This is a genomic window from Cumulibacter manganitolerans, assembly GCF_009602465.1.
Lineage (GTDB): Bacteria > Actinomycetota > Actinomycetes > Mycobacteriales > Antricoccaceae > Cumulibacter > Cumulibacter manganitolerans.
This window is the reverse complement of sequence record NZ_WBKP01000028.1, coordinates 17,780-40,233: the sequence shown is the minus strand read 5'-3', so window position 1 is coordinate 40,233 and position 22,454 is coordinate 17,780. Positions and strand designations below refer to the sequence as shown.

Annotated in this window: 17 protein-coding genes; 10 read left to right on the top strand and 7 right to left on the bottom strand. The window is 67.9% G+C overall.

What is annotated here, in order from left to right; translation table 11 throughout:
• Positions 1–185 precede the first annotated feature (185 nt).
• The 4 genes from F8A92_RS11335 to F8A92_RS11320 all read left to right on the top strand — a co-directional run bounded on the left by F8A92_RS11335 (position 186) and on the right by F8A92_RS11320 (position 5,091).
• Positions 186–1,460 carry a citrate synthase gene (locus F8A92_RS11335; RefSeq protein WP_153505275.1) on the top strand — a complete coding sequence of 425 codons (1,275 nt, stop codon included), beginning with the start codon at positions 186–188 and terminating at the stop codon, positions 1,458–1,460.
• A 198-nt stretch (positions 1,461–1,658) separates the two neighbouring features.
• The gene (locus F8A92_RS11330; RefSeq protein ID WP_153505274.1) at positions 1,659–3,002 is read left to right on the top strand and encodes a hemolysin family protein; all 1,344 of its coding nucleotides are present in this window, start codon (positions 1,659–1,661) and stop codon (positions 3,000–3,002) included.
• Positions 2,999–4,036 (top strand): histidinol-phosphate transaminase, encoded by a 1,038-nt coding sequence (gene hisC / locus F8A92_RS11325; protein WP_153505273.1) that lies wholly within the window; start codon positions 2,999–3,001, stop codon positions 4,034–4,036. Before F8A92_RS11330 ends, hisC begins: the two co-directional genes overlap by 4 nt.
• A gap of 8 nt (positions 4,037–4,044) precedes the next feature.
• On the top strand, positions 4,045–5,091 hold the full coding sequence (locus F8A92_RS11320) for a hypothetical protein (protein WP_153505272.1): 1,047 nt from the start codon (positions 4,045–4,047) through the stop codon (positions 5,089–5,091).
• A gap of 261 nt (positions 5,092–5,352) precedes the next feature.
• Here the strand turns inward: F8A92_RS11320 and F8A92_RS11315 are convergent, their stop codons facing one another.
• From F8A92_RS11315 to F8A92_RS11290, 6 genes are all read right to left on the bottom strand, one after another.
• On the bottom strand, positions 5,353–6,357 hold the full coding sequence (locus F8A92_RS11315; RefSeq protein ID WP_153505271.1) for a YihY/virulence factor BrkB family protein: 1,005 nt from the start codon (positions 6,355–6,357) through the stop codon (positions 5,353–5,355).
• Positions 6,357–6,899: a 2'-5' RNA ligase family protein gene (locus tag F8A92_RS11310; protein ID WP_153505270.1), complete on the bottom strand. Its 543-nt coding sequence runs from the start codon at positions 6,897–6,899 to the stop codon at positions 6,357–6,359. The genes F8A92_RS11315 and F8A92_RS11310 overlap by 1 nt, the downstream gene beginning before the upstream one ends.
• Before the next feature lie 2 nt (positions 6,900–6,901).
• Positions 6,902–7,918 carry a tryptophan--tRNA ligase gene (gene trpS / locus F8A92_RS11305; RefSeq protein ID WP_228389383.1) on the bottom strand — a complete coding sequence of 339 codons (1,017 nt, stop codon included), beginning with the start codon at positions 7,916–7,918 and terminating at the stop codon, positions 6,902–6,904.
• A gap of 597 nt (positions 7,919–8,515) precedes the next feature.
• Complete coding sequence (locus F8A92_RS11300; RefSeq protein WP_153505268.1) at positions 8,516–9,871, bottom strand: D-alanyl-D-alanine carboxypeptidase family protein; 1,356 nt, start codon at positions 9,869–9,871, stop codon at positions 8,516–8,518.
• 90 nt (positions 9,872–9,961) lie between these two features.
• A complete protein-coding gene (locus F8A92_RS11295) occupies positions 9,962–12,058 on the bottom strand; it encodes an HNH endonuclease signature motif containing protein (RefSeq protein WP_153505267.1) in 2,097 nt (698 codons plus the stop codon).
• A 496-nt stretch (positions 12,059–12,554) separates the two neighbouring features.
• On the bottom strand, positions 12,555–13,658 hold the full coding sequence (locus tag F8A92_RS11290; RefSeq protein WP_153505266.1) for an LCP family protein: 1,104 nt from the start codon (positions 13,656–13,658) through the stop codon (positions 12,555–12,557).
• Between the two features lie 194 nt (positions 13,659–13,852).
• On the opposite strand from F8A92_RS11290, the gene F8A92_RS11285 reads away from it, so the two are divergent.
• Complete coding sequence (locus F8A92_RS11285) at positions 13,853–14,758, top strand: WD40/YVTN/BNR-like repeat-containing protein (protein WP_153505265.1); 906 nt, start codon at positions 13,853–13,855, stop codon at positions 14,756–14,758.
• A complete protein-coding gene (locus F8A92_RS11280; RefSeq protein ID WP_194291458.1) occupies positions 14,749–15,369 on the top strand; it encodes an arsenate reductase/protein-tyrosine-phosphatase family protein in 621 nt (206 codons plus the stop codon). The genes F8A92_RS11285 and F8A92_RS11280 overlap by 10 nt, the downstream gene beginning before the upstream one ends.
• Positions 15,370–15,740: 371 nt before the next feature.
• Here F8A92_RS11280 and F8A92_RS11275 read toward each other — a convergent pair whose 3' ends face one another.
• Positions 15,741–17,504 (bottom strand): polysaccharide biosynthesis tyrosine autokinase, encoded by a 1,764-nt coding sequence (locus F8A92_RS11275; RefSeq protein ID WP_153505263.1) that lies wholly within the window; start codon positions 17,502–17,504, stop codon positions 15,741–15,743.
• Positions 17,505–17,777: 273 nt separating this feature from the next.
• On the opposite strand from F8A92_RS11275, the gene F8A92_RS11270 reads away from it, so the two are divergent.
• From F8A92_RS11270 to F8A92_RS11255, 4 genes are all read left to right on the top strand, one after another.
• Positions 17,778–19,577: a nucleoside-diphosphate sugar epimerase/dehydratase gene (locus F8A92_RS11270; protein WP_153505262.1), complete on the top strand. Its 1,800-nt coding sequence runs from the start codon at positions 17,778–17,780 to the stop codon at positions 19,575–19,577.
• Positions 19,578–19,660: 83 nt separating this feature from the next.
• The gene (locus tag F8A92_RS11265; RefSeq protein WP_323368433.1) at positions 19,661–20,692 is read left to right on the top strand and encodes a polysaccharide biosynthesis protein; all 1,032 of its coding nucleotides are present in this window, start codon (positions 19,661–19,663) and stop codon (positions 20,690–20,692) included.
• The gene (locus F8A92_RS11260) at positions 20,692–21,852 is read left to right on the top strand and encodes a DegT/DnrJ/EryC1/StrS family aminotransferase (protein WP_153505261.1); all 1,161 of its coding nucleotides are present in this window, start codon (positions 20,692–20,694) and stop codon (positions 21,850–21,852) included. The genes F8A92_RS11265 and F8A92_RS11260 overlap by 1 nt, the downstream gene beginning before the upstream one ends.
• The gene (locus F8A92_RS11255) at positions 21,837–22,427 is read left to right on the top strand and encodes a sugar transferase (RefSeq protein ID WP_153505260.1); all 591 of its coding nucleotides are present in this window, start codon (positions 21,837–21,839) and stop codon (positions 22,425–22,427) included. The genes F8A92_RS11260 and F8A92_RS11255 overlap by 16 nt, the downstream gene beginning before the upstream one ends.
• Positions 22,428–22,454 lie beyond the last annotated feature (27 nt).

Below are 22,454 nucleotides of genomic sequence, written 5' to 3'. Positions count from 1 at the left end.
TGGTGGCCGGGGGATATGGCTTCGCCAGGGCGAGGCGGAGTCGTCCCACCATGCGAGACGGCCTGATTCTTGGGGGGCGCCCCGGGGCGCCTACGCGCGCGGGAATAGATTGATGGTGGATGTCTGCGTCGGCCACCGTCGCGCAGGCGTTGCGATCGGAGTACGTCTCTTAGATTGGTGAATTCATGACTGACTACTCGCTCAAGCACCCTGATGGCGAGATTGATCTCGGCGTCGTGAAGGCGGCCGAAGGCTCAGACGGCCTGGACGTCTCCAAGCTGCTGTCGACCACCGGAAAGGTCGCGCTGGACGTCGGCTTCGTCAACACGGCTTCCTGCGAGTCGGCGATCACGTACATCGACGGCGACGCGGGCATTCTGCGTTACCGCGGCTACCCGATCGACCAGCTTGCCGAGAAGTCGACCTTCCTCGAGGTCTCGTACCTCCTCATCTACGGGGAGCTGCCCACCAAGGAGCAGCTCGACGACTTCACCGCCAGCATCACGCAGCACACGATGCTGCACGAGGAGATGAAGCGCTTCTTCAGCGGCTTCCCCCGTGAGGCGCACCCGATGGCGGTGCTCAGCTCCGGTGTCTCGGCCCTGTCCACCTTCTACCAGGACTCGCTCGACCCGTTCGACGAGAACCACGTGCACATCTCGACGATCCGGCTGCTGGCCAAGCTGCCGACCATCGCGTCGTACGCGCACAAGACGGCCATCGGCCAGCCGATGCTGTACCCGGACAACAGCCTGTCGTACGTCGAGAACTTCCTGCGGATGACCTTCGGCGTACCGGCCGAGCAGTACCAGGTCGACCCGACCGTCGCCAAGGTCCTCGACATGCTGTTCATCCTGCACGCCGACCACGAGCAGAACTGCTCGACGTCGACCGTGCGCCTCGTGGGCTCGTCGAACGCGAACATGTTCGCCTCGATCTCCGCCGGCGTCAACGCGCTGTTCGGCCCGCTGCACGGCGGCGCCAACCAGGCCGTGCTGGAGATGCTCAACGACATCAACGAGCGGGGCATCGACCCCAAGGCCTTCATGGAGAAGGTCAAGAACAAGGAAGATGGCGTGAAGCTCATGGGCTTCGGTCATCGCGTCTACAAGAACTACGACCCGCGCGCCGCGATCGTGAAGAAGGGCGTGCGCGAGGTCCTCGAGACGATGAACAAGCCCGATCCGCTGCTCGACCTGGCGATGGGCCTGGAAGAGATCGCGCTGAAGGACGACTACTTCGTCGAGCGCAAGCTCTACCCGAACGTCGACTTCTACACCGGCCTGATCTACAAGGCGATGGGCTTCCCGACCGAGATGTTCACGGTGCTGTTCGCCCTCGGCCGGCTCCCGGGCTGGATCGCGCAGTGGCGCGAGATGATCAACGACCCGAAGACGAAGATCGGCCGCCCGCGGCAGGTCTACACCGGCGCGACCGAGCGGGACTACCCGAGCAAGTAGCGCCGCGGGCTCGTCGAGCCCTCGTCAGGACGTCCGCGAAGGGGACGCCGACGCTCAGCCACCGTCAACAGGTGGCCGGGCGGCGGCGTCCCCTTCGCCGTGCCCGGGGCCCCGCGGCGAGGGTGAGGCTCGTCGTACGACCGGGCCGCCCCGGTGATGCTCCGGTAGCCTGGGCAGCACGTCACAGAAAGGCCTTTAGTGCTCGTCGACATCCTGATCGTCCTCGGGATCACCCTCGTCGCCGCCGTCTTCGTCGCAGCCGAGATCGCACTGGTCTCCTTGCGCGACAGCCAGGTCCAGCGCCTGGCCGACTCCGGCGGCAAGCGCGGCAGGAAGCTCAAGCGGCTGCTGGAAGACCCCAACCGGTTCCTGGCCGTGGTGCAGGTCGGCGTCACCGTCCTCGGCTTCCTGTCCGCGGCGCTCGGCGCCGAGCGCCTCGGGCAGTACCTCATCCCCGTGCTCACCGGCTGGGGGCTGTCGGAGGGCGTCGCGAGCATCGTGGCGCTGCTGACGGTCACTCTCGCGGTCGCCTACGTCTCGCTGGTCATCGGCGAGCTGACCCCGAAGCGGCTGGCGCTGCAGCGCACCGAGGGCATCGCGATGGCCCTCGCGCCGACCCTCGACCGGATGGCGCGGATCTTCCGGCCGGTGATCTGGCTGCTGGGCAAGTCGACCGACCTCGTCGTGCGGCTGCTCGGCGGAGACCCGAACGCCGCGAAGGAGGAGATGACCGGCGACGAGCTGCGCGGCATCGTGGCCACCAGCGAGTCGCTCACCCGCGACGAGCGCCAGCTGATCGGCGAGGTGCTGGACGCCGGTGAGCGCGACATCCGCGAGATCATGCTGCCGCGCGGGCAGACGGCGTTCCTGGACGGCGGCCTGACCGTCAGCAAGGCGGTGCGCGACGCGCGGGACTCGCCGCACTCGCGCTACCCCGTGATGGGGGACGGCGGCCAGGACGACATCATCGGCTTCGTGCACATCCGCGACCTGATGCTCGCCGATCCCACGGACCGGGCGCAGACGGTGCGCGACGTCGCGCGGGAGGTGCTCTACCTGCCGGGCTCGAAGAAGGTGCTCGAGTCGCTGTCGCAGATGCGCCGCGGCGGCCACCATCTGGCGATCGTGGTCGACGAGTACGGCGGCACCGACGGCATCGTGACGCTCGAGGACCTCATCGAGGAGATCATCGGCGACATCCGCGACGAGTACGACGCGGAGGAGACCTCGACCGCGTCGCGGCTGGCCAGCGGCGACTTCTCGATCGAGGGCGGCACCAACCTGTGGGAGCTCGCCGACCTGACCGGCGTCGAGCTGCCCGAGGGGCCGTACGAGTCGGTCGGCGGCTACGTGATGTCGCGGCTGGGCCGGGTCCCCGAGCTGGGCGATAAGGTCGAGTTCGAGACCGCGCGCCACACCGGCGTGCTCACCGTCGCCGAGCTCGACGGACGCCGGGTCGCCCGGCTGCACGTGACCGCGGTGACCAAGGCGGACCCCGACAACGACGAGGACGCCGTCGACGAGCAAGGAGCCCATTCATGACGACGCGTGCCCGCCGGTCGATCGTCGACCTGACGGCGTACAAGCCGGGTGCGAGCGCGCCCATCAAGCTGGCCTCCAACGAGAACCCGCATCCGCCGCTTCCCTCGGTCGTCGAGGCGATCGCCGAGGCCGCCGCCGTCATCAACCGGTATCCGGACAACGGGATGACCGAGCTCACCGCCGCCCTGTGTGAGAAGTACGGCGTCCGGCCCGAGCAGGTCGCGTTCGGCTGCGGCTCGGTCACCGTGCTCGAGCAGATCATGCAGGCCTACTGCACGCCCGACGACGAGGTCGTCGTCGGATGGCGTTCGTTCGAGGCGTACCCGCTCGTGGCGGAGGTCGTGGGCGCGCACCTGGCGATGGTGCCGCTGCGCGACGAGACCCACGACCTCGACGCGATGCTCGCGCAGATCACCGACAAGACCCGCGTCGTGATCGTCTGCAACCCGAACAACCCGACCGGCACGGCGGTACGCCGGGCCGAGCTCGTCCGGTTCCTGGACGCCGTGCCCGACGGGGTGCTCGTCGTGCTCGACGAGGCGTACGGCGAGTACATCACCGATCCCGACGTCCCCGACGGCCTGGAGGTCATGCGCGGCCGCGACAACGTCTGTGTGCTGCGCACCTTCTCCAAGGCGTACGGACTGGCCGGCCTGCGGGTCGGCTACCTGATCTCCGACGATCCCGCGATCGCGGCGGTGGTGCGCAAGACGATGATGCCGTTCGCCGTCTCCACCATCGCCCAGATCGCCGCGGTGGCGTCGTTGCGCGCGGTCGACGAGCTTCAGCAGCGGGTCGACGAGGCGGTCGCCGAGCGTGCCCGGGTCACCGAGCGGCTGCGCGCCGGCGGCTATCCGGTGCCCGACAGCCACGCCAACTTCGTGTGGATCAGCGCCCGCGAGAAGACCGACGAGATCGCGCAACGCCTGATGGACAACGGGATCATGGGCCGCCCGTTCACCGGCGACGGCATCCGCATCACGATCGGGACGCCCGCCGAGAACGACGCGATGCTGTCCGCCCTGGGCTGCTGAGGGCCACGGTGACGAGCGCGGGCGGATTCGTCGACGCGCTGCTGTCGGCGCCAAGCTACCGAGGACTGCGGGCTATCCTGCCGGTCCTCGACCTCGAGCCGGCACGGCGCCGTACCGCGCAGACGCTGTGCGACTACGCGCTGTCGATCCTCGCGCTCGATGCCGAGGACTGGACCGACTTCCCCCACGTGCCGGCCCGGCTGCGGGAGATCGCCCGGGCGGCCAACGTGCCGCAGGACCCGGCGGCGAAGGACCGGGGCGCGCTCGGCTCCCTCGCGCCGACGTTCGCGATCCTGCAGGAGGTGATCGCGGTCCGCCACCGGCAGGGCGACCTCGCCGGCGTGCTGCTCGTCTGCCACATCATGAGCGAGTATCTTCCGTTGCTCGCGTGGGAGCCGCATCTGGGCCATGCCGGGGATCCGCCGCGGCTGGTCGAGCTGGTGACCCGGCCCGGCAGCCTGTGGGGGATCGACCGCGACGAGCCCCGCGGCCGCGAGTGCGCGCACTCGCCAACCCTGCGCGGCTCGCTGCGCGAGGCGGTGCGCGTCGGTCGCCCGTCGAAGGAGTGGTCGCGTGAGGACCATGGGCGCATCTGGCGCGAGTACCTCGAACGCGACCACTCCCGGGTGTCGGCGGCGCTGTCGACGTGCGGCCTGCTGGAGGCCGGCCGTCCGAGGCCGCTGCGGGCGTGCGAGCGCAAGTGCGCCGTGTGGCGCGACCTCCCCGGCGACAAGGAGGCGCTCGCCGACCGGCTGGTGATCGCGGGCCAGTTCGTCGAGTTGCCGCTCGTGGCGCTGCGGCACGCCGCTCCGGTCGGGCACGGGTTCGGCGTACCGACGGCGAAGGAGCTCGCGGCCGCGTGGGCCAGGACGTGGTCGCAGCTCACCGCCTCGTGGCCCGGCCGGCGCAATCCGCTGCAGGACGCCGACGGTGCACGCGCCGGCGAGCCGCTGCCCGGGCTGGCCGCGATGGTGGACGCCGTCGCCGGCCGTGCGATCGCGCCCACCGGGGTGTTCGCGGACGTCGATGCGCTGCTGCGGGAGACGCTGGCCTGATCCGCGCGTTCGCCGGCTCGATCCCGCACCGGACGCCCTGCCCAGCCACGTGCTGGACAGGGCCCGGCGCGCGACCCCTCGGGTCCGACGACGCCGTCCTACGACTGCCGCCGCCGCACCGGTCATGAGCAGGGCCACGGAGACTCCGCCGAGGGGATGAGGAAGGCCGGGTGGGCCTCCTTGTCTGTGAATGGGCTGTGCTTGATTACGGTCAGTAGACACCCAAGAAGAGCTTCTGTCCAGTGCGGGGCGGGTCGGGATCTAGGTCGGCTGACCTGGACTTTCGCGGCGGAACGCGGTCAGCTGGGCGTCCAGGACGGGGCGGCTCGTCGCCGTCCAGCACACCACGATGAGGAGCCATCGGCAGATCAGGTTGAGCCAGACGAGCAGCACGACGATCGCGCCGAACACGCCGGCGGCGGGGCTGGTCGAGATCAGCCGTCCGATGAACACGGTGCCGAGCAGCTTGAGGATCTCGAAGCCGACGGCGCCGAGCACCGCGCCGCGCAGCACCGGGCGGCGGGAGACCCGCTGCCGGGCGAGGGTGACCATCATGTACTGCAGGATCGCGATGTCGGCGAGCAGCGCGGCCCCGACCGCGACGATCTTCAGGAAGACGCCCGCTCCGGGGATGTGGTCGAGCCCCAGCGCGGACACGATGTGCCCGGTGATGTCACCGGCCGAGGTGCTCAGCCCGAGCGAGACGAGTGCGGCGAGGCCCAGGCCGATCAGCACGACGAGGTCGACGCCCTTCTCCTTCAGCCAGCTCACGCCCCCGGGGATGTGGCCCCACATGCGCTGGATCGCCACGCGCATGTTCCCGATCCAGCTGGTTCCCAGCCACAGCACGAGAAGCAGCGACAGGACGCCGATCGTGCCCGCCAGGGTCTGCACCGCGCGCAGCGCCCGGATCAGCACTTCACCGCCGCCGCCTGGAATCTGCTCGGCCACCTTCTCGAACAGGTCGCGGGCCCACGTGATCTCGCGTCGCAGCACCAGCCCGAATCCGGCGGCGGCGAGCATCAGCAGCGGGACGATGGCGGTGAAGGTCTGGAACGTCAGCCCGGCCGCGTAGGTGTCACCGTTGCGCCGGTCGTAGCGCAGGAGGGCGATCACCGCATGGTCGAACCACTCCCACTTCGCCCGCATGGCGCGGAAGCGGCGTACGACGCGGCCCGCCTCCGGATCGGGCGCCGGCTCCTCCCGCACGCTCTGCAGGTCGTCGACCTGCCTCGCGAGCTGGCGGAGCGGCACCCGGTCCGACATCAGGTCTGCTCCTGGTTTCCTTCTGCCAGGGCGAAAGAGGTGAGCGGCGTCCACGAGCCGTCGTCGTTCTGGCGATGCGCCCACACCTCGTCGACGACGATGTCGGCCCGGAAGTCCTCCAGGCCGTCGAACACCGCATCCAGCGCCTCGGTGGGCACGTTCTGCGCGACGGTGACGTGCGGGTGATAGGGGTACTCGAGCTGGGGCCGCAGCTCGTCGGTGCGCAGGCGCTCGGCGAGCACCTCGCAGTGCGAGATGCCGTCGGCGACCGCGACGAACACGACGTCCGAGATCGGCCTGAAGGTGCCGGTTCCCCGCAGCCGCAGGGGAAACGACGTCAACCCGGTGCACCGCTCACGGAGCGTCGACAGCACCCGGTCCAGCGCCTCCTCGGCGACCGGTGTCGGCGGGACCAGCGTCACGTGCGGCATCACCAGCTCGGCCATCGGGTCGCCGCTTCGCCGGCGCCACTCCTGCAGCACCGCGTCGTACGGCGCAGGCATCGGGATCGAGAGCCCGACGGTGACCTCGCTGCCGCCCATCGTTATGCGATCCCGACGAATCCGACTGCTTCGTACGCGTCCTTGAGGACCGGCTCGGCGAGCGCGCGGGCGCGGTGGGCGCCGTCGGCCATCGTGCGGATCAGCTGGGCGGGGTCCTCGAGCAGCTCGCGGGTGCGCTCCGCGATCGGCGTGAACTCCGCGACGACCGCATCGGCGACGTCCGTCTTGAGCGCGCCGTAGCCCTTGCCTTCGTAGTCGGCCACCAGGCTCTCGGGATCCCGATCCGTTGCGGCGCCGAGGATCGACAGCAGGTTGGCGACGCCCGGCTGGGTCTCGCGGTCGAACCGGACCACGCCCTCGTTGTCGGTGACCGCCGACTTGATGCGCTTGGTGATCTGCTTCGGGTCGTCGAGGACGTTGATCATGCCGCCGCCCGTACCGGCGGACTTGCTCATCTTGCCGGTCGGATTCTGCAGGTCCACGAACTTCGCGGTGGCCTTTTGGATGATCGGCTCGGGCACCGTGAACGTCTCGCCGAACCGCGAGTTGAACCGCTGCGCGAGGTTGCGCGAGAGCTCCAGATGCTGGCGCTGGTCCTCGCCGACCGGGACGCCGTCGGTGCGGTACAGCAGTATGTCGGCGGCCATCAGCATCGGGTAGGTGAACAGGCCGACGGAGGTGTGGTCGTTGCCCTCCTTGCCGGACTTGTCCTTGAACTGGGTCATCCGGCCGGCCTCGCCGAAACCGGTGATGCACTGCAGGACCCAGGCCAGCTGGGCGTGCTCGGGCACGTGGGACTGCACGAACAGCACCGATTTCTGCGGGTCGATGCCCATCGACAACAGCTGCGCGTAGCTGACCAGCGTCCGGCGGTGCAGCTGCGCGGGATCCTGCTGCGACTCGATGGTGATCGCGTGCAGGTCGACGACCGAGTAGACGCAGTCGCTGCCGGCGTCCTGCATGGTCCGCCAGTGCTTCAGCGCGCCGAAGTAGTTGCCGAGATGGAACGAATCGGCGGTCGGCTGGATGCCGGAGAAGACGCGCTGCGAGGAGCTCACGGGGGACCTTTCAGACGTGACGCAAAGTGCGTCGTCCATCATCCCACGCGCCCTCCCATGACGACGCGAGCCGCCCCGCGAGGGCCCCCTCCGCTGGTCGAGCGAGGGAGGCCCCTCCGCTGGTCGTCGAGCGAGGGAGCGCCAGCGACCGACGTCGAGACGCCGGGAGCCGCCCCGCGAGGGCCCCCTTCCGCTGGTCGTCGAGCGAGGCAGCGCCTTTCCGCTGGTCGTCGAGCGAGGGAGCGCCAGCGACCGACGTCGAGACGCCGGGAGCCGCCCCGCGAGGGCCCCCTTCCGCTGGTCGTCGAGTAAGGGAGGCCCTTCCGCTGGTCGTCGAGCGAGGGAGCGCCAGCGACCGACGTCGAGACGCCGGGAGCCGCCCCGCGAGGGCCCCCTTCCGCTGGTCGTCGAGTAAGGGAGGCCCTTCCGCTGGTCGTCGAGCGAGGGAGCGCCAGCGACCGACGTCGAGACGCCGGGAGCCGCCCCGCGAGGGCCCCCTTCCGCTGGTCGTCGAGTAAGGGAGGCCCTTCCGCTGGTCGTCGAGCGAGGGAGCGCCAGCGACCGACGTCGAGACGCCGGGAGCCGCCCGTGCCCCTGCTACGGGCGGTGCTTCGGGCGGGTGTCGCGCGCGACCTTGCTGCGGCGCGGGGCCGCGATCCAGAGCGCCACGGCAAGCAGGACGCCGAGGATGGGCCACAGCGGCCAGGTGGTGAGCGACCGTCCGCGCTTGCCGAGATCGGCCGACGCCTGCTGTGACACGGCAGTGTCGGCGGCGACACCCGAGCCGGACGCCGCCGCCTGGGCGGCGCTGCTGCTGGCCGGCGGTATCTCGGACACCTCGTCGGGCGTGACGAGCTTGCCGGCTCCGTGCGCATCGACCGGTGAGGCGAACCCCCAGTCGAGCAGTGACATGGCCTGCTTCCAGTTCGGTACGGGCTTGTTCTCGGCGTCCATCAGGCTGACCACCAGCGTGCGGCCATTGCGCTCGGCGGCGGCCACGAAGGTATGACGGGCGGCGTCGGTGAACCCGGTCTTGCCCGCGATCGTGCCGGGGTAGCTGTGCATGAGCTGGTTCTGGGTGCCGAAGCTCAGCGGCTGCGGGTACTGCGGCGGCTGTGCCGGGAGCTGCCCGAGCAGCTGGCCCGCGATGGCGCGCAGCGAGGAGTCCTCGACGATCTGCCGCATGAACAGGCAGAGGTCGTACGGCGAGGAGCTCTGGCCGGCGACGTCGAGGCCCGAGGTGCTGCCCGCGAGGGTGTCGTACGCCTGCAGCTCCTTCGCCTTGGCGTTCATCAGCTTGAGCGCGGTCTCCTTGCCGCCCGCGGCCTCGGTGAGCATCTGGGCCGCGTCGTTGCCGGATTGCAGGATCAGCGCGGTCCACAGCTGCGCGACGGTGTACTTGCCGTTCTCGACGATGCCGACCCGGCTGCCCTCCACGGTCGCGTCCTCGCGGGTCGCGGTGAGCACCTGGTTGGGGTCCAGCTGGTGATACAGCGACACGAAGGTCAGCGTCTTCAGCGTGCTGGCGGGGTAGTACTTGCCGTGCGGGTCCTGCGCGGCGAGGATCTGCCCCGACCCGAGGTCGGCGACAACCAGGCCGTGCACGTTGAGGTCGGCCGGCAGCTCCGGTGCGCCGTCGTAGGTCACCCGCCCGCGGGTGTCGAGCTGCGGCCCGCCGATGGTGATGCCTCCGGGACCGAACCCCTGGGCCGGTCCACCGGCGGGAGGAGTGGTGGGCGTCGGGGCGGCCGGGTCGATGGTCGACGTCGGGGCGGCTGAGGCCGCCTGGCCGCCTGCGCCCGCTGGGGTGCTCGACGGCGTGCTGGACGTCGAGGCCGCGGGGGCGGCGTACGCCGGGGCGACGGCCGCACACAGCAGAAGCGCCGCGATCGCCGTGACGACCTGTGCTCCCCGCCGCAGACCGGTGCGATGCGCAGAGACGTCAAGGGGCATGAGATTCACCCTACGAACCGGGCGATGAATCTTCGGTCAAGTCGAGTGCGTGGCGACCCAGATCACTGCTCGCCGCCGCGAATTACCAGGTCAGGCCATCGCTCGAGGGCCGACGTCGACGGCCTGCTCCAGCGGGCACTGGCTGCCGTAGTGGGTGAGCAGGTCGGCCAGGTCGCGATGGAAGGCGTCGCGCTGCTCGGCGGTGACGTGGTGCTCGAGTAGGTCGATGAGGTCGTCGAGCGGGTCGAGATCATCGATCCGGTCGGTCCGCGAGAGGTCGAGATGTCCGGGCGGACTTCCGCTGTCTGGCGTCGGCCTGCCGGGCTCCGGCTGCTCCCCGAGCTGGAACAGGGACAGGTCGAGATGCGGCTGGAGTCCCGCGATGCGCGTGTTGACCTGCGGCTTGCGATCGGCATCGATCCACGGCGGCGGTATCCACAGGGGGATGCCGTCGTGCATGCGCACGCTCCAGCCACGCTGCAGGAACTCCCGATGGTGGTAGCCGCACAACAAGGTCAGGTTGTCGATGTCCGTGCGTCCGCCGCGCCACCATTCGATGATGTGGTGGCTGTCGCACCACTCCGGTGGCGCGGTGCAGGCGGGGAAGGAGCAACCCTTGTCGCGCCCGACCAGGGCCTTGACCTGGCTGGGTGAGGCGAAGCGCCGCGCCCGTCCATACGCCAGGACGCCGCCTGCATCGTTGACGAAGGTCGGGATGATCTCGGCCTGCTCGGCCAGGCGCAGCAGCTCGCTGGCCGACAGCTGCGTGCCGAACGTCGTGGTCGCCGCGGCGCGCTCCTGGAACGTGCTGAGGTTGAACCGCCCGCCGTTCCACCCACCGGGCGTCCACGGCTCAGCGCCGTCCGGCCCGGCCCCTCGCCGTCCCGAACCATTCGGCTCTGTTCCGGCCGGCTCGGCATTGTCGTGGCGAGCCCCGTTAGGGCTCAGCGCGCCGTCGAGACCCGCGCCGGTCGGAGTGTCGGCGAGCCACCCGCATCGGTGGCCGGAGGCGGCGGGGTCGGCGCTGCCCCGGTAGCCACCGAGCGCCGCATCGCGGCGACGCATCTCCGCCAGGCGGCGGCGAAGCTGCTCGAGGGAGATGGTGACGTGGATGGTCGTCTTCGCCCCGCCGGTGCGCGGGAGCGCGTCGCTGTCGAGCATTCGGTCGGCGATCTCCTCGAGCGCGTCGTGCTGGCGCTGGTCGGCGCTGCGCCGGTCCGCGCCGTGCTCGTTCGAGGGCTTCGGAGCCGCGAGCGGGGACAGGATCGCCGAGAGCTTCGCGTGCAGCTCCGGGGTCAGGCTGCCGGTGAGGTGGTGGGTGCCGTCGCGGCGAGCCGGTCCGAGGTGCAGCCCACGCCGTGCGCGGGTGAGCTCTTCGCTCGGCAGTGTCCCGTCGGGAAGCAGGCAGTCGTCGATCACCCGCGCGGCCTGCTTCAGCTCATCCGGGGTGAGCGAGGCCGCGAACTCGACCAGGGTGTTCTCCGCCTGCTCGAGCTGCTCGGCCTGGACCTCGGGGTTGGTGGCGAGCTTTCGCAGCGCGCTGCTGATCACCGCGTGCTGATCACAGCTGAGGACACCGGCGCGGACGGCGTCGCGCAGCGCGGGACGCTCGCATTCGAGCGTCCCGGCGCTGTAGGCATGCTGCGGCAGGATCTGCTCCGCCTGGCGAACCCGCGCGGCTGCGGCGGCGGGGGAGATCTTCACCAACCGCGACAATGCCGACGGCAGGGTCGGCGCCGTCAGGTGCGCGGCGAGCCGCTCCTCGCCGGCGGCCTCGACCAGCAGCGCGTCCACCGCGGCCAGAGCGTTGCGGTGCGCCTCGAACCCCTGGATCACCCCAATCAGCCGGCGCGGCCCCAGCGCCATCAAGTCGCCGCGGTCGCCGATGGCCAACAGTCCGTCCAGGCCCGAGCGGAGCCGCCCGAGCAGCTCGGCGATCTCCGCATCGAGCTCGACAGCGCCCGGCGACGACTCGAAGTCCGTGCCCCACGCCGGCGCCCACCCGCCGTCCCCGCTGGATACAGGCGTCCGTCCGGCGTCGCCCGCACCGGCCGAGCGCCCGCTCTGGCCGACCGAATCGCCGGCTGCCCCAGATCGACTGTCACTCGCCCCGGGGGCCTCGCTGTTCGAGGAAGTGGTGCGCGTGAGGTACGCGACGGGGTCGGCCCAGCCGGACAGCTCGTCCATGGCGAACCCCCTTCCCTCGAAGCGTTGAATTAATCGTACATACGTTCGAATAAATGCGCAAGAGGATCGGCGAAAAATTTACGGAGAGAGATGACCGACGTCGCCACTCGCGCCCGGGCTGGCCAGGCGGGGATGCATAAACCCGCAGGGGGACGACGTGTCTCGAGGGGCCGGCTTCACGTGTCAAGGTGCCCGACTCCCCATCGATGCGGTGGGTGGCACCCCGCTATCGGCGCGAGAGCGGGGCAGAAGCCACCGCGACCAGCGTCAGCGGGGTCGAAGCCACCGCGAGAGCGCGGGTACGAGGAGCGCCAACCGCCGAGCCGCCGGCACGGCGGGAGCGCGGTATGGCGAGCAGCCTGCCAACGCCCAGCGCCCCGCAGCCGGCCGCCCCGCAGCCGGCCGCCCGCGCAGCCGGCCGCCCACCGCGAAGCCGGCCGCACACCGCCGGTGGGCGGGGTGCCGGCAGGTGGTGGTTCGGATGAAGCGAGGCGCGCTAGTTGACGTTGCTGGGGTCGGGGAGCGAGTCGACCTTGTGGCTGTTCATGTACTGCGGCAGGAGGCCGTTGTTGACCGCGGTGAACAGCTCCTTGCAGCGGGCGTCGTCGAGGTACACCACGGACGCCGCCCCTTCCATGCCAGTGCCTTTGGTCGGCACGGTGAAGAAGGAGACGTTCTGCGTCTTGATACCGCGCATCTCCCACGCCAGATCGCGCATGACGGACGGCGTGAAGTCGGCGTCCACCGTGGTGTTGTTGGCGACGGCGCCGAGTACGCCGGAGAGCATCAACGGGTCGGTGACGGAGATGCTGTCGACCGTCTGCGCCATGATCGCGCGCAGGAAGTTCTGCTGCCGCTTCACGCGGTCGAAGTCGCCGTTGGGGAGCGTGTAGCGGGTGCGCACGTAGGCCAGGGCCTGCTCGCCGTTCATCTTGTGGGTGCCGACGCCTGGCTCGTTGATCGTCACGCCACCGAGGGCGTCGGTGAGGTCCTTGAACCCGTTCCAGTCGATCATCATCACGTGGTCGATGTGCACCTGGGAGTACTGCTCGATCGTCTTCAACGCGAGGTCCGGTCCGCCGTACGAGAAGGCGGCGTTGATCTTGTCCTTGCCCTGGCGGCCGGGGATGTTGACCCACGAGTCACGGGGGAACGACATCAGGTAGACGCGGGATCGGTCGGCCGGGATGTGCACGAGCATCATGGTGTCCGAGCGCATCGATCCCGGCGCCCATTTGCCGGCGGCGATCAGCTCGGCGATCGACTTGCCGCTCGCCTTGTCGGCGCCGAGCAGCAGGATGTTGATCGGCGCCTTCTGTCCGGCGGGGACGTCGACCTTCGGGACGCGGTCCTTCTCGTCGATCTTGCTCACGTAGGTGTCGACGTCCGACAGCTTGGAGTTGAGGTAGACCGCGAATCCGACGACGCTGCCGACGAGCAGTCCGAGCAGCACGAGGAACGCGGTGAGCACCTTGTGGCGGCCGAAGAAGTTCTTGCGCCGGCCGGCCGGCGCGGAGTCCGCGCGGTACGAGTCCGAGTCGTCACCGGCGAGGTCCTCCAGACGCAGGGCGTCCTCGTCATCGTCGTGATGCTTGGCCATGCGTGGCTGCTCCTCGGCTCGGGGCGTACGGCGGTGCTCGACAATCAACTCTAAGGGCCGCGACCTGTGGCTATGGGATGTCGTAAGAAGAATCGCAGCCCGACCTGCGTTGTTGCGGTGATCCTCCGCGCAGCCCGACCGGTATTGTCCCAAGAGATACTTCCTGTCACACCAGATCAGACCGGGGCGACGTCATGAAGAAGAACTGGGCGCCGATCGCGCTTGCCGCATTCGCGGTGGTCGACCTCGTCCTGGTCTATCTCGCGTTCCGGCACACCAGCGCCCCGGCGGCCGGCGCAGCCGATCCGACCACGCAGGCGACCTCGAGCCCGGCGACCTCGGGCAGTGCGAGCCGCTCGGCCGGCAGCTCCAGCAGCGCCGCCGGCAGTTCGGCGCCCGGTCAGCAGGCTCCCGCGAGCGCGTTGCTGTCGATGGCTTCCGACGGGACCGTGCTCCGCGCGACCGCCGGCGCCTGCCAGGGTGGCAACGAGGCGAAGATCGAGCTGTCGACCGACAGCGGCAAGTCGTTCAACCAGGTCGGTGACGGCGCCCGCGAGGTGCTCCGGGTGATCGCGAAGTCGCAGGCCAACCTGCAGTACGTCGGCGCCGATGAGAGCTGCGCGGTCTCGCTGTACCAGTCGGTCGACGGCGGAAAGACCTGGTCGAAGGGTCCGGCCGACGGCAGTTGGTACCTCAAGCCCGGCGGCAAGGGCCTGGTCGCCCCCGGCGGGAACGCCGGCGACGTCGGCTGCACGCCCGTCGCGTTGTCGGTGGTCAGCAAGCAGTCCGCGTTCGTGGCGTGCAGCGACGGCAGCGTGCGGTCGTCGTCCAACGGCGGGGCGCAGTGGCAGCAGGCCGGCGCTCCGTCCGGCGTGGTGAGCGTGTCGTTCCTGGACCAGTCGAACGGCTATGCGCTGGCCGTGGGGCAGCAGTGCCCGGCCGAGGTGCGGCGTACGAACGACGGGGGCGCCACCTGGACACCGGTCGGATGCATCCAGGGCAGCCAGCCGCAGGCCCTCGATGCGATCGGGCAGCGAGTGTTCGCCACGGTCGACGGGAAGGCGCACATGAGCAGCGACGGCGGCGCTACGTGGAGCTAGGACCGGTCGTCGAGCCGATCCAAAGCGGGGACGACCCCTTCCAGATCCTGATGGTGTGTACGGCGAACATCTGTCGTTCGCCGGGTGCGGAGCGGCTGCTCGCCCTCGAGCTGTCGAGGCGTGATCTGTCGGAGGATCTGTACCTGAAGATCTCCTCGGCCGGCGTCCGCGGTTGGATTGCGCAGCCGATGGACCCCGCAGCGGCCGAGGCGCTGGAGCGTCGGGGCGGCACGGCGCGGGGGTTCAAGTCGCGTCCGCTGACCCAGCAGATCGTCGACTCGGCATCGCTGATCCTGACCGCGACGCGGGAGCACCGGAGCGAGGTCGTCGAGACCTATCCGCGGGCGCTGCGTCGCACCTTCACGATGAAGGAGTTCGCCCATCTGGCCTCGTTGCCCGGCACGGCGGACGCCGTGGATGCGCAAGGTCAGCTGTCGGCGACCGATCTGGTCGCCAGCGCCTACCGGCACCGCGGCGGCCGGAGGCTCACCGACCTCGATGTCGCCGACCCGTACGGCGGGACCACGGCTCAGCACGACCGGGCGATGGGCGAGATCCACGCCTGCGTCCGACAGATCGCCGTAGCCCTCGCCACCTGCACCCACCCCTGACGGCCCACGGTCACCGGCGCCCGGCGAGTCACCCCAGTGGTCGTCGAGCCACCCCACGGTTGCCGGCCGCGCCGCTCAATGGGCGCCGACCGAGCCACCCCATTGGTCGTCGAGCGAGCCGGAGCCGCTAGGCGGAGGCGACGTCGAGACGCCGGGAGCCGGAAATGTCCCCGGCGGGAGCGGAATCCTCTGGACTCACGTCGTCTCGACGTCGCTCGTTCCTCGCTCGCTCGACGACCGTGTAACCACCGGCGGCGCCACTCAATGGTCGCCGACCGAGCCACCCCATTGGTCGTCGAGCGAGCCGGAGCCGCTAGGCGGAGGCGACGTCGAGACGCCGGGAGCAGGAAATGTCCCCGGCGGGAGCGGAACTACTCGCCCGGATCCTGCGAGAGGAAGTCGCCGACCGAGCGGCGTCCGGTGCGCGCGCCGCGGGGGCCGGCCGCCTGCAGGTCACGATCGACCGGACCCGCCGGCGCGTTGGACGCCGCTTCGGTAGGCGGCTGCGGACGGCGCGTGCGGTCACGCGACTCCTGCAGATGGGTCGGCACCTGCTCGAACTGTCCGGTCCGGCGCGGGGCGCGCGGCGCGGACGGCGCCGCATCGCCGTCGAGGCCCAGCTCGGACCGTGACGGGATGTGGTGGTCGCCGACGACCGCGTCGTGGGCGGGAGCCACCATTTCCGGTGCCGGCTTGGCCGCCGGAAGCTGACCGCTGTCGGCGGGTGCGGCGCGACGCTTCGAGCGCGTGAACGATGCGTCCGCGAGGATGTCGGCGTCGTCCGACGGCGCATAGCCGTAGCCGTAGCCGTACCCGTAGCCGGTGTTGCCCTTGCTCGGCGTGCGGTTGAAGACCGTGCCGAGCAGCTCCGCGTCGACCGAGTGCAGCCGGTCGGCCGCGGCGACCACCTGGTCCTTGGTGGTCTTGCCGTGCCGGACGACGAGGATCGCGCCGTCGGCCTGCCGGGCGAGGACGGCGGCGTCCGCCACCGGCAGCAGCGGGGGAGCATCGATGAGGATGACGTCGTAGTGGCGGCGCAGCCGGTCGAGGACGGTCTCCATCTGTCGCGACTGCAGGAGCTCGGCCGGGTTCGGCGGAATCGCACCGGAGGAGATCACGTGCAGACCGTCGTCCCCCCACGGCTGGATGACGTCGTCCAGGTCGATCTTTCCGATGAGCACGGTGGTCAGGCCGACCTTGCTCTCCAGACCGAGGTACTCCGAGGTCTTCGGGCGACGCAAGTCGCCCTCGATGAGCAGAGTGCGCTGGCCGGCCTGGGCGAGGGTGATCGCCAGGTTCACGGCCGTGGTCGACTTGCCGTCGCCAGGCAACGGCGACGTCATGATGAAGACCTTGCTGTCGCTGTCGACGTCGATGAACTGCAGGTTGGTGCGCAGCACGCGGAACGCCTCGGCGCGCGGCGCGTGCGAGTCGAGCTGGGTGACCAGCGGCCGCGCGGCGGCCTTCCCGTCGTAGAAGATGCTGCCGAGGTTCGCCGCGCCCGAGACCTCGCGCAACGTGTCGGTGTTCTTGACCGTGTTGTCCAGCATCTCGCGCAGCACCGCAAGACCAACGCCGACGATGAGCCCTAGACCGATCGCGAGGGCCAGACTGCTCAGCGGTCGAGGACTGACGGCAGACACCGGGACCGTCGCCGGATCGACGATTGTCGCCTTGATCGGCGCATTCTCGGAACCAGGGGTCGTCTCGAGCTCGCTGACGAAGACGGTGAACTCCTGGGCGATTGCCTCGGCAAGTTTCTGCGCCCGTTGCGGTTGGGAATCCTGAACCGTGACATTCAGAATGACCGTGTCCTTGACGACGCTCGCGCTGACTCTGCTGGCGAGTGCTCCCGCGGACTCATCTAAGCCGAGTTTGTCGACGACGCGCTGCGCGATCTGCTTGCCCTTGATCAGGTCGGCATAGGAGGCGACGCGCTGTTGCGAGAACAGGCTGCCCTGGTATGCCGCGGACCCATCGCTCTGCGGTGTCGAGATGAATAGCGCGGCGGTTGACTGGTACTGCGGGGTAGCGCGGAGCGTGAAGACAGAAGCAGCGGCGATCGCGACTAACACGCACGACGCGATCAGCAGCCACTGCTGTCGGATGATCCGCAGGTAATCGCGAAGTTCCACAGAACCGCCTTCTTCACTCACCGGCCACCACGTCGCATCCACGTTAACGGCTCCTGGTCTTCAGGCAGTATTCCAGGTCAGGCTGCCTAACGCGACACGTGGTGATCAACCAAATTGTGACGTAGTTCCGCGTTCAAACATCGGCCATAGGATGGTCCGATCCGTTCGTCTTCTGTAACGTCTGGTGTGTTTGTGAAATAGCGCAAGCACCGGGAGGGGGACGGTTGTGTGCGGTCAGCAGCACCCGTGAGCTCGCTTCTACGTAGCCATCGGATGATTACGCTCGTTCTCTTCGACGTCGTGTTGTGGTGCGTCGCCTCCGCCATCGCTGCCGTTGGGCGATTAGAGTTCGATCCTCAAGCCGTGTCCTGGGACGGCGTGGTCCTTCTCGCTGCCACGCTTATCGTAGTATTCCTCGCGCTGGGCCGGATAACGCGGGTTCATCAGGGCCGTGCGAAGGTCGCCACGGTTGATGAAACGATCTTGCTCGGGATTGTGGCGCTCACCGCCGGCGCGACCGTATCCATCCTGAATCTTTTTTTCCAGGTTGTCCCAAGAACAGTGCCGCTGATCGCTGCCTTCGTGGCGCTGCTGTTCATGCTGCTGGGTCGTGCGGCGTTCCGCAGCCTGGTGACGACCGAGGATCGCCGTGCAGCCGCCGATCGGGACCATCGGGTCGTCGTCGTAGGAGCCGGTGATGCTGGTCGCCAGGTGATCGGGTCGATGCTGGGGACCCGGACCAGCCCGTGGCTGCCGGTCGCGATGGTCGACGACGATCGCGCTAAGCGCCACTTGAAGATTGGCGGAGTCCCGGTACGCGGAAGAATTGACGACCTCGTCGCCGTGGCGGAGACGTACGACGCCGACTCGGTCGTCGTGGCCATCCCATCGGCCGGACGCGAGCTGTTCCAGCGCATCTCCGCCATCGCCCACCCCGTGGGCCTCGACGTCAAGGTACTGCCGTCGGTCACTGAGCTGTTCCACGGGCGGGCCGGGATCCGCGATCTGCGCGATATCGATCTCAGCGACATTCTCGGCCGTAAGCAGATCGAGACCGACCTCGGTTCCATCGCCGATTACCTAACTGGCAAGCGAGTACTAGTTACCGGCGCGGGTGGCTCGATTGGGTCGGAGCTCTGCCGGCAGATCAGCAAGTTCAGCCCGGAGCGGCTCTACATGCTCGATCGTGATGAGTCGGCGCTGCATGCGGTTCAGCTGAGCATCTACGGTCACGGGCTTCTGGACACCGACGACATGCTCCTGTGCGACATCCGCGACTCGGAGGCGCTCAACGCGATCTTCGCTACCCGGAAACCGGAAGTTGTCTTCCACGCGGCGGCCCTCAAGCATCTGCCAATGCTCGAGCAGTACCCGGTCGAGGGCATCAAGACCAATGTGCTCGGTACTTTGAATGTCCTGCTTGCCGCGGAGCGGCAAGGTGTCAGCAAGTTCGTTAACATTTCTACGGATAAGGCTGCTGATCCCGAAAGCGTCCTCGGCTACACGAAGCGCGTTGCAGAGGGACTCACCTCGTACATCGCCGGCCGCACCTCCGGAACTTATCTAAGCGTGCGCTTCGGCAACGTGCTTGGCAGCCGCGGGTCGGTACTGGAGTCGTTCGCACGACAAATCGCCACGGGCGGTCCGGTCACCGTCACGCACCCGAATATCACCCGGTACTTCATGACGATTCCCGAGGCGGTGCAGTTGGTCATCCAAGCGGCGGCGGTGGGTGCGGACGCCGAAGCGTTGGTCCTCGACATGGGAGAACCGATCAAGATCGACTACGTCGCCAGGCAGCTTATCGCGCAATCGGGCAAGTCGATCCAGATAACGTACACGGGTCTGCGCCCCGGCGAAAAGATGCACGAGGATCTGGTCGCGAGCGAGGAGGCCGAGCGTCGCGACAAGCATCCCCTTATCTCGCACGTCGACGTCCCGCCAGTGAACCCCAAGATCGCGGAGTGGATTGCCGCACGGTCGTCCGCGGACGCGCGAGGGATGCTCCGCGACGTGTGCGCGTCGATGAGTCTCAACGACCAGGCACAGGACGTTTCCCCAGCGAAGGCCTAGTCCACCTTCCGCAGACACCGCGAAGCAAGATTCGAGTCATCGTCGGCGCGATCGGCCGGCCGTAATAAGACGGAGCAGACGAAGTGTCCAATGGTTTGGAGAACGCCAACGTCATCGTGGTCACGGGAGGGACAGGGTCGTTCGGTTCCACGGTGGTCAGGCGGATTCTCCGTAGCAGTCCAGACACGGAGATCCGGGTATTCAGCCGCGACGAATTAAAGCAGCACGAGATGCGATCGAGTCTGGCCAGCGAAAGGGTTCGGTTCTATATCGGGGACGTACGAGACCAGGAGAGCGTCAATCGTGCCTTCGTGGACGCCGACCTCGTTTTTCACGCTGCGGCGCTCAAGCAGGTTCCAAGCTGTGAATTCTTTCCCATGGAGGCCGTCCGGACTAACGTAATCGGCAGCGCAAACGTTATTGAGGCCGCGCACACAAACGGCGTCAAGGCTGTGGTGTGTCTCGGGACCGATAAGGCAGTCTATCCGATCAACGCCATGGGCATGTCCAAGGCAATGATGGAAAAGACAGCGCAAGCATTCGCGCGCAACAATCCAAACTCCAACACGATTGTGTCGACAGTGCGGTATGGCAACGTCATGGCGTCGCGTGGGTCGGTAATTCCGTTATTCGTCGAACAGGTCCGACAAGGGCAGCCCCTCACGATCACAGATCCCGGTATGACCCGCTTCCTGATGTCGCTCGACGAGGCGGTGCATCTAGTGGAGCACGCGTTCGTTAACGCTTCGCCGGGCGACCTTTTCGTGCGAAAGGCTCCCGCTAGCACCGTACAAGATCTAGCGATCGCCGTTTCTGAGCTGATGGGCGTGGAACCTCGGCTGCGTGTGATCGGTACACGCCACGGCGAGAAGCTGTACGAGACGCTCGCGACAAGGGAGGAACTCGTGAGAGCTGACGACCAAGGGAACTTCTATCGCGTCCCGCTCGATGCTCGCGATCTGAATTACGCACAGTTCTACAACGAGGGTGAGCTCGTGACAAGCCACGTTGAGGACTACCACTCGCATAACACCACGAGGCTCGACGTAGAGGGCGTGAAGACGCTTCTGACCAGTTTGCCCGCGTTTCAGCGCTTAATCGGACGGGGCGCCTGATGGAACAACCACTTCCTTTCGCGTTGCCGGACGTAGGTGACGCGGAGATCGAAGCGGTGACGAACGCCATTCGATCCGGGTGGGTCAGTACCGGTCCGCTGACACGACAATTCGAGGAGAAGTTCGCCGAGGCTCTGGGCAATGGACTTGAAGCGGTCGCTGTCAGTTCGGCCACTGCGGGCCTGCATCTTGCGCTCGAAGCGATCGGTGTCGGACCTGGTGACGAGGTACTCGTGCCGACGTGGACCTTCACGGCGACGGCGGAAGTGGTTCGATATCTGGGCGCTGAACCGGTGCTCATCGACGTAGAACACGAATCACTCAACGTCGATCTCGACCAGGCGGCGCAGCGTGTCAGCGATCGGACTAAGGCGATCATGCCGGTGCATTTCGCTGGTCGGCCGGTCGATTATCGCAAGCTGGCAGACTTCGCCGCCACTAATGGGTTGGAGGTCGTCGAGGATGCGGCCCACGCATTCCCTGCATCATCGGCGACGGATCGAGTCGGCGGCGGGGACTCGGCCGCAACGGTCTTCAGTTTTTACGCGACGAAGACCATGACGACCGGTGAGGGCGGGATGCTGGTGACCCGCAGGCCCGAAGTCGCTCGGCGTGCGCGGACTATGCGCCTCCACGGCATTAGTCGTGATGCCTTCGACCGTTACCGCTCCACGGGCTCACCCTGGCGCTACGAGGTAGTGGCGCCGGGCTACAAATACAATTTGACCGATCCGGCCTCGGCAATGGGCCTTGTGCAGCTGCGCCGAGCGGAATCGATGCGTTTGAGGCGTGAGTCGATCAGTGCCCGGTACACGGAGGCATTCACGGGGCTAGGCCTAGAACTTCCGACTGAGCAAGCCGACGGCAAGCACGCCTGGCACCTATACGTCGTGAGGTGTGCGGACGAGGCAACTCGTGACTGTTTCATCAGTGGTCTTTCCGCGCGAGGCGTCGGCACGAGCGTTCACTTCATCCCGCTACACCTACAGCCGTACTGGCGGGAGAGAGGCGGATATACACCCGACGACTTTCTGGTGGCGTCGCGCGAGTTCGGAAGAGTGGTGAGTCTGCCTATCTTTTCGGCAATGACCGACGGGCAAGTCGAGCGTGTTATTCAGGCGGTTCAAGAGGTGCACGGTGGGCTATGTCCAAGCGAGTAGTCGACGTCATCGTTGCGGCCGGCGCACTGGTCGTATTGAGCCCGCTGCTGGCAGCTGTCGCCGTGGCGGTTCAACTCGAATCGCCAGGTGGAGCGCTGTTCCGGCAGCTTCGAGTGGGCAAGAATGGCAAGACCTTTCAAATCCTCAAGTTTCGATCCATGCGTGTGGACACGAACGGTCCTGAAGTGACATCCGCACGGGACTCGAGGATCACGCGCGTTGGCCGACTGATCCGCTCGACGAAACTTGACGAACTGCCTCAGTTGGTCAACGTCCTTCGGGGCGAGATGAGCCTAGTAGGCCCGCGTCCAGAGGTCGCGAAGTACGTCGCACATTGGCCGCCCGAGGATCGCGAAGTGATTCTGTCCGTTCGGCCGGGCATTACCGACCCGGCGTCCGTTGCGTTCCGCCGCGAGGCCGAGATTCTGGCGACCCAGGAAGATCCAGAACGCTTCTACATAGAGCGAATTCTGCCCGAAAAGGTTGCCCTGTACCGGCAGTATGTGCAGAAGCGGTCGACTATCGGTGACCTTAAGGTACTTGCTGAAACCGTCCGGCGAACGCTGGGTGGTTGAGGTTCGGTGCGAACTGGAAAGCATGCC

What these genes read in the sequence shown, in the direction of transcription:
- F8A92_RS11335 (WP_153505275.1), top strand. Translation starts at nt 186, where the DNA reads ATGACTGACTACTCGCTCAAGCACCCTGATGGCGAGATTGATCTCGGC.
- hisC (WP_153505273.1), top strand. Translation starts at nt 2,999, where the DNA reads ATGACGACGCGTGCCCGCCGGTCGATCGTCGACCTGACGGCGTACAAG.
- F8A92_RS11315 (WP_153505271.1), bottom strand. Translation starts at nt 6,357, where the DNA reads ATGTCGGACCGGGTGCCGCTCCGCCAGCTCGCGAGGCAGGTCGACGAC.
- F8A92_RS11310 (WP_153505270.1), bottom strand. Translation starts at nt 6,899, where the DNA reads ATGGGCGGCAGCGAGGTCACCGTCGGGCTCTCGATCCCGATGCCTGCG.
- F8A92_RS11300 (WP_153505268.1), bottom strand. Translation starts at nt 9,871, where the DNA reads ATGCCCCTTGACGTCTCTGCGCATCGCACCGGTCTGCGGCGGGGAGCA.
- F8A92_RS11295 (WP_153505267.1), bottom strand. Translation starts at nt 12,058, where the DNA reads ATGGACGAGCTGTCCGGCTGGGCCGACCCCGTCGCGTACCTCACGCGC.
- F8A92_RS11290 (WP_153505266.1), bottom strand. Translation starts at nt 13,658, where the DNA reads ATGGCCAAGCATCACGACGATGACGAGGACGCCCTGCGTCTGGAGGAC.
- F8A92_RS11285 (WP_153505265.1), top strand. Translation starts at nt 13,853, where the DNA reads ATGAAGAAGAACTGGGCGCCGATCGCGCTTGCCGCATTCGCGGTGGTC.
- F8A92_RS11270 (WP_153505262.1), top strand. Translation starts at nt 17,778, where the DNA reads ATGATTACGCTCGTTCTCTTCGACGTCGTGTTGTGGTGCGTCGCCTCC.
- F8A92_RS11260 (WP_153505261.1), top strand. Translation starts at nt 20,692, where the DNA reads ATGGAACAACCACTTCCTTTCGCGTTGCCGGACGTAGGTGACGCGGAG.
- F8A92_RS11255 (WP_153505260.1), top strand. Translation starts at nt 21,837, where the DNA reads ATGTCCAAGCGAGTAGTCGACGTCATCGTTGCGGCCGGCGCACTGGTC.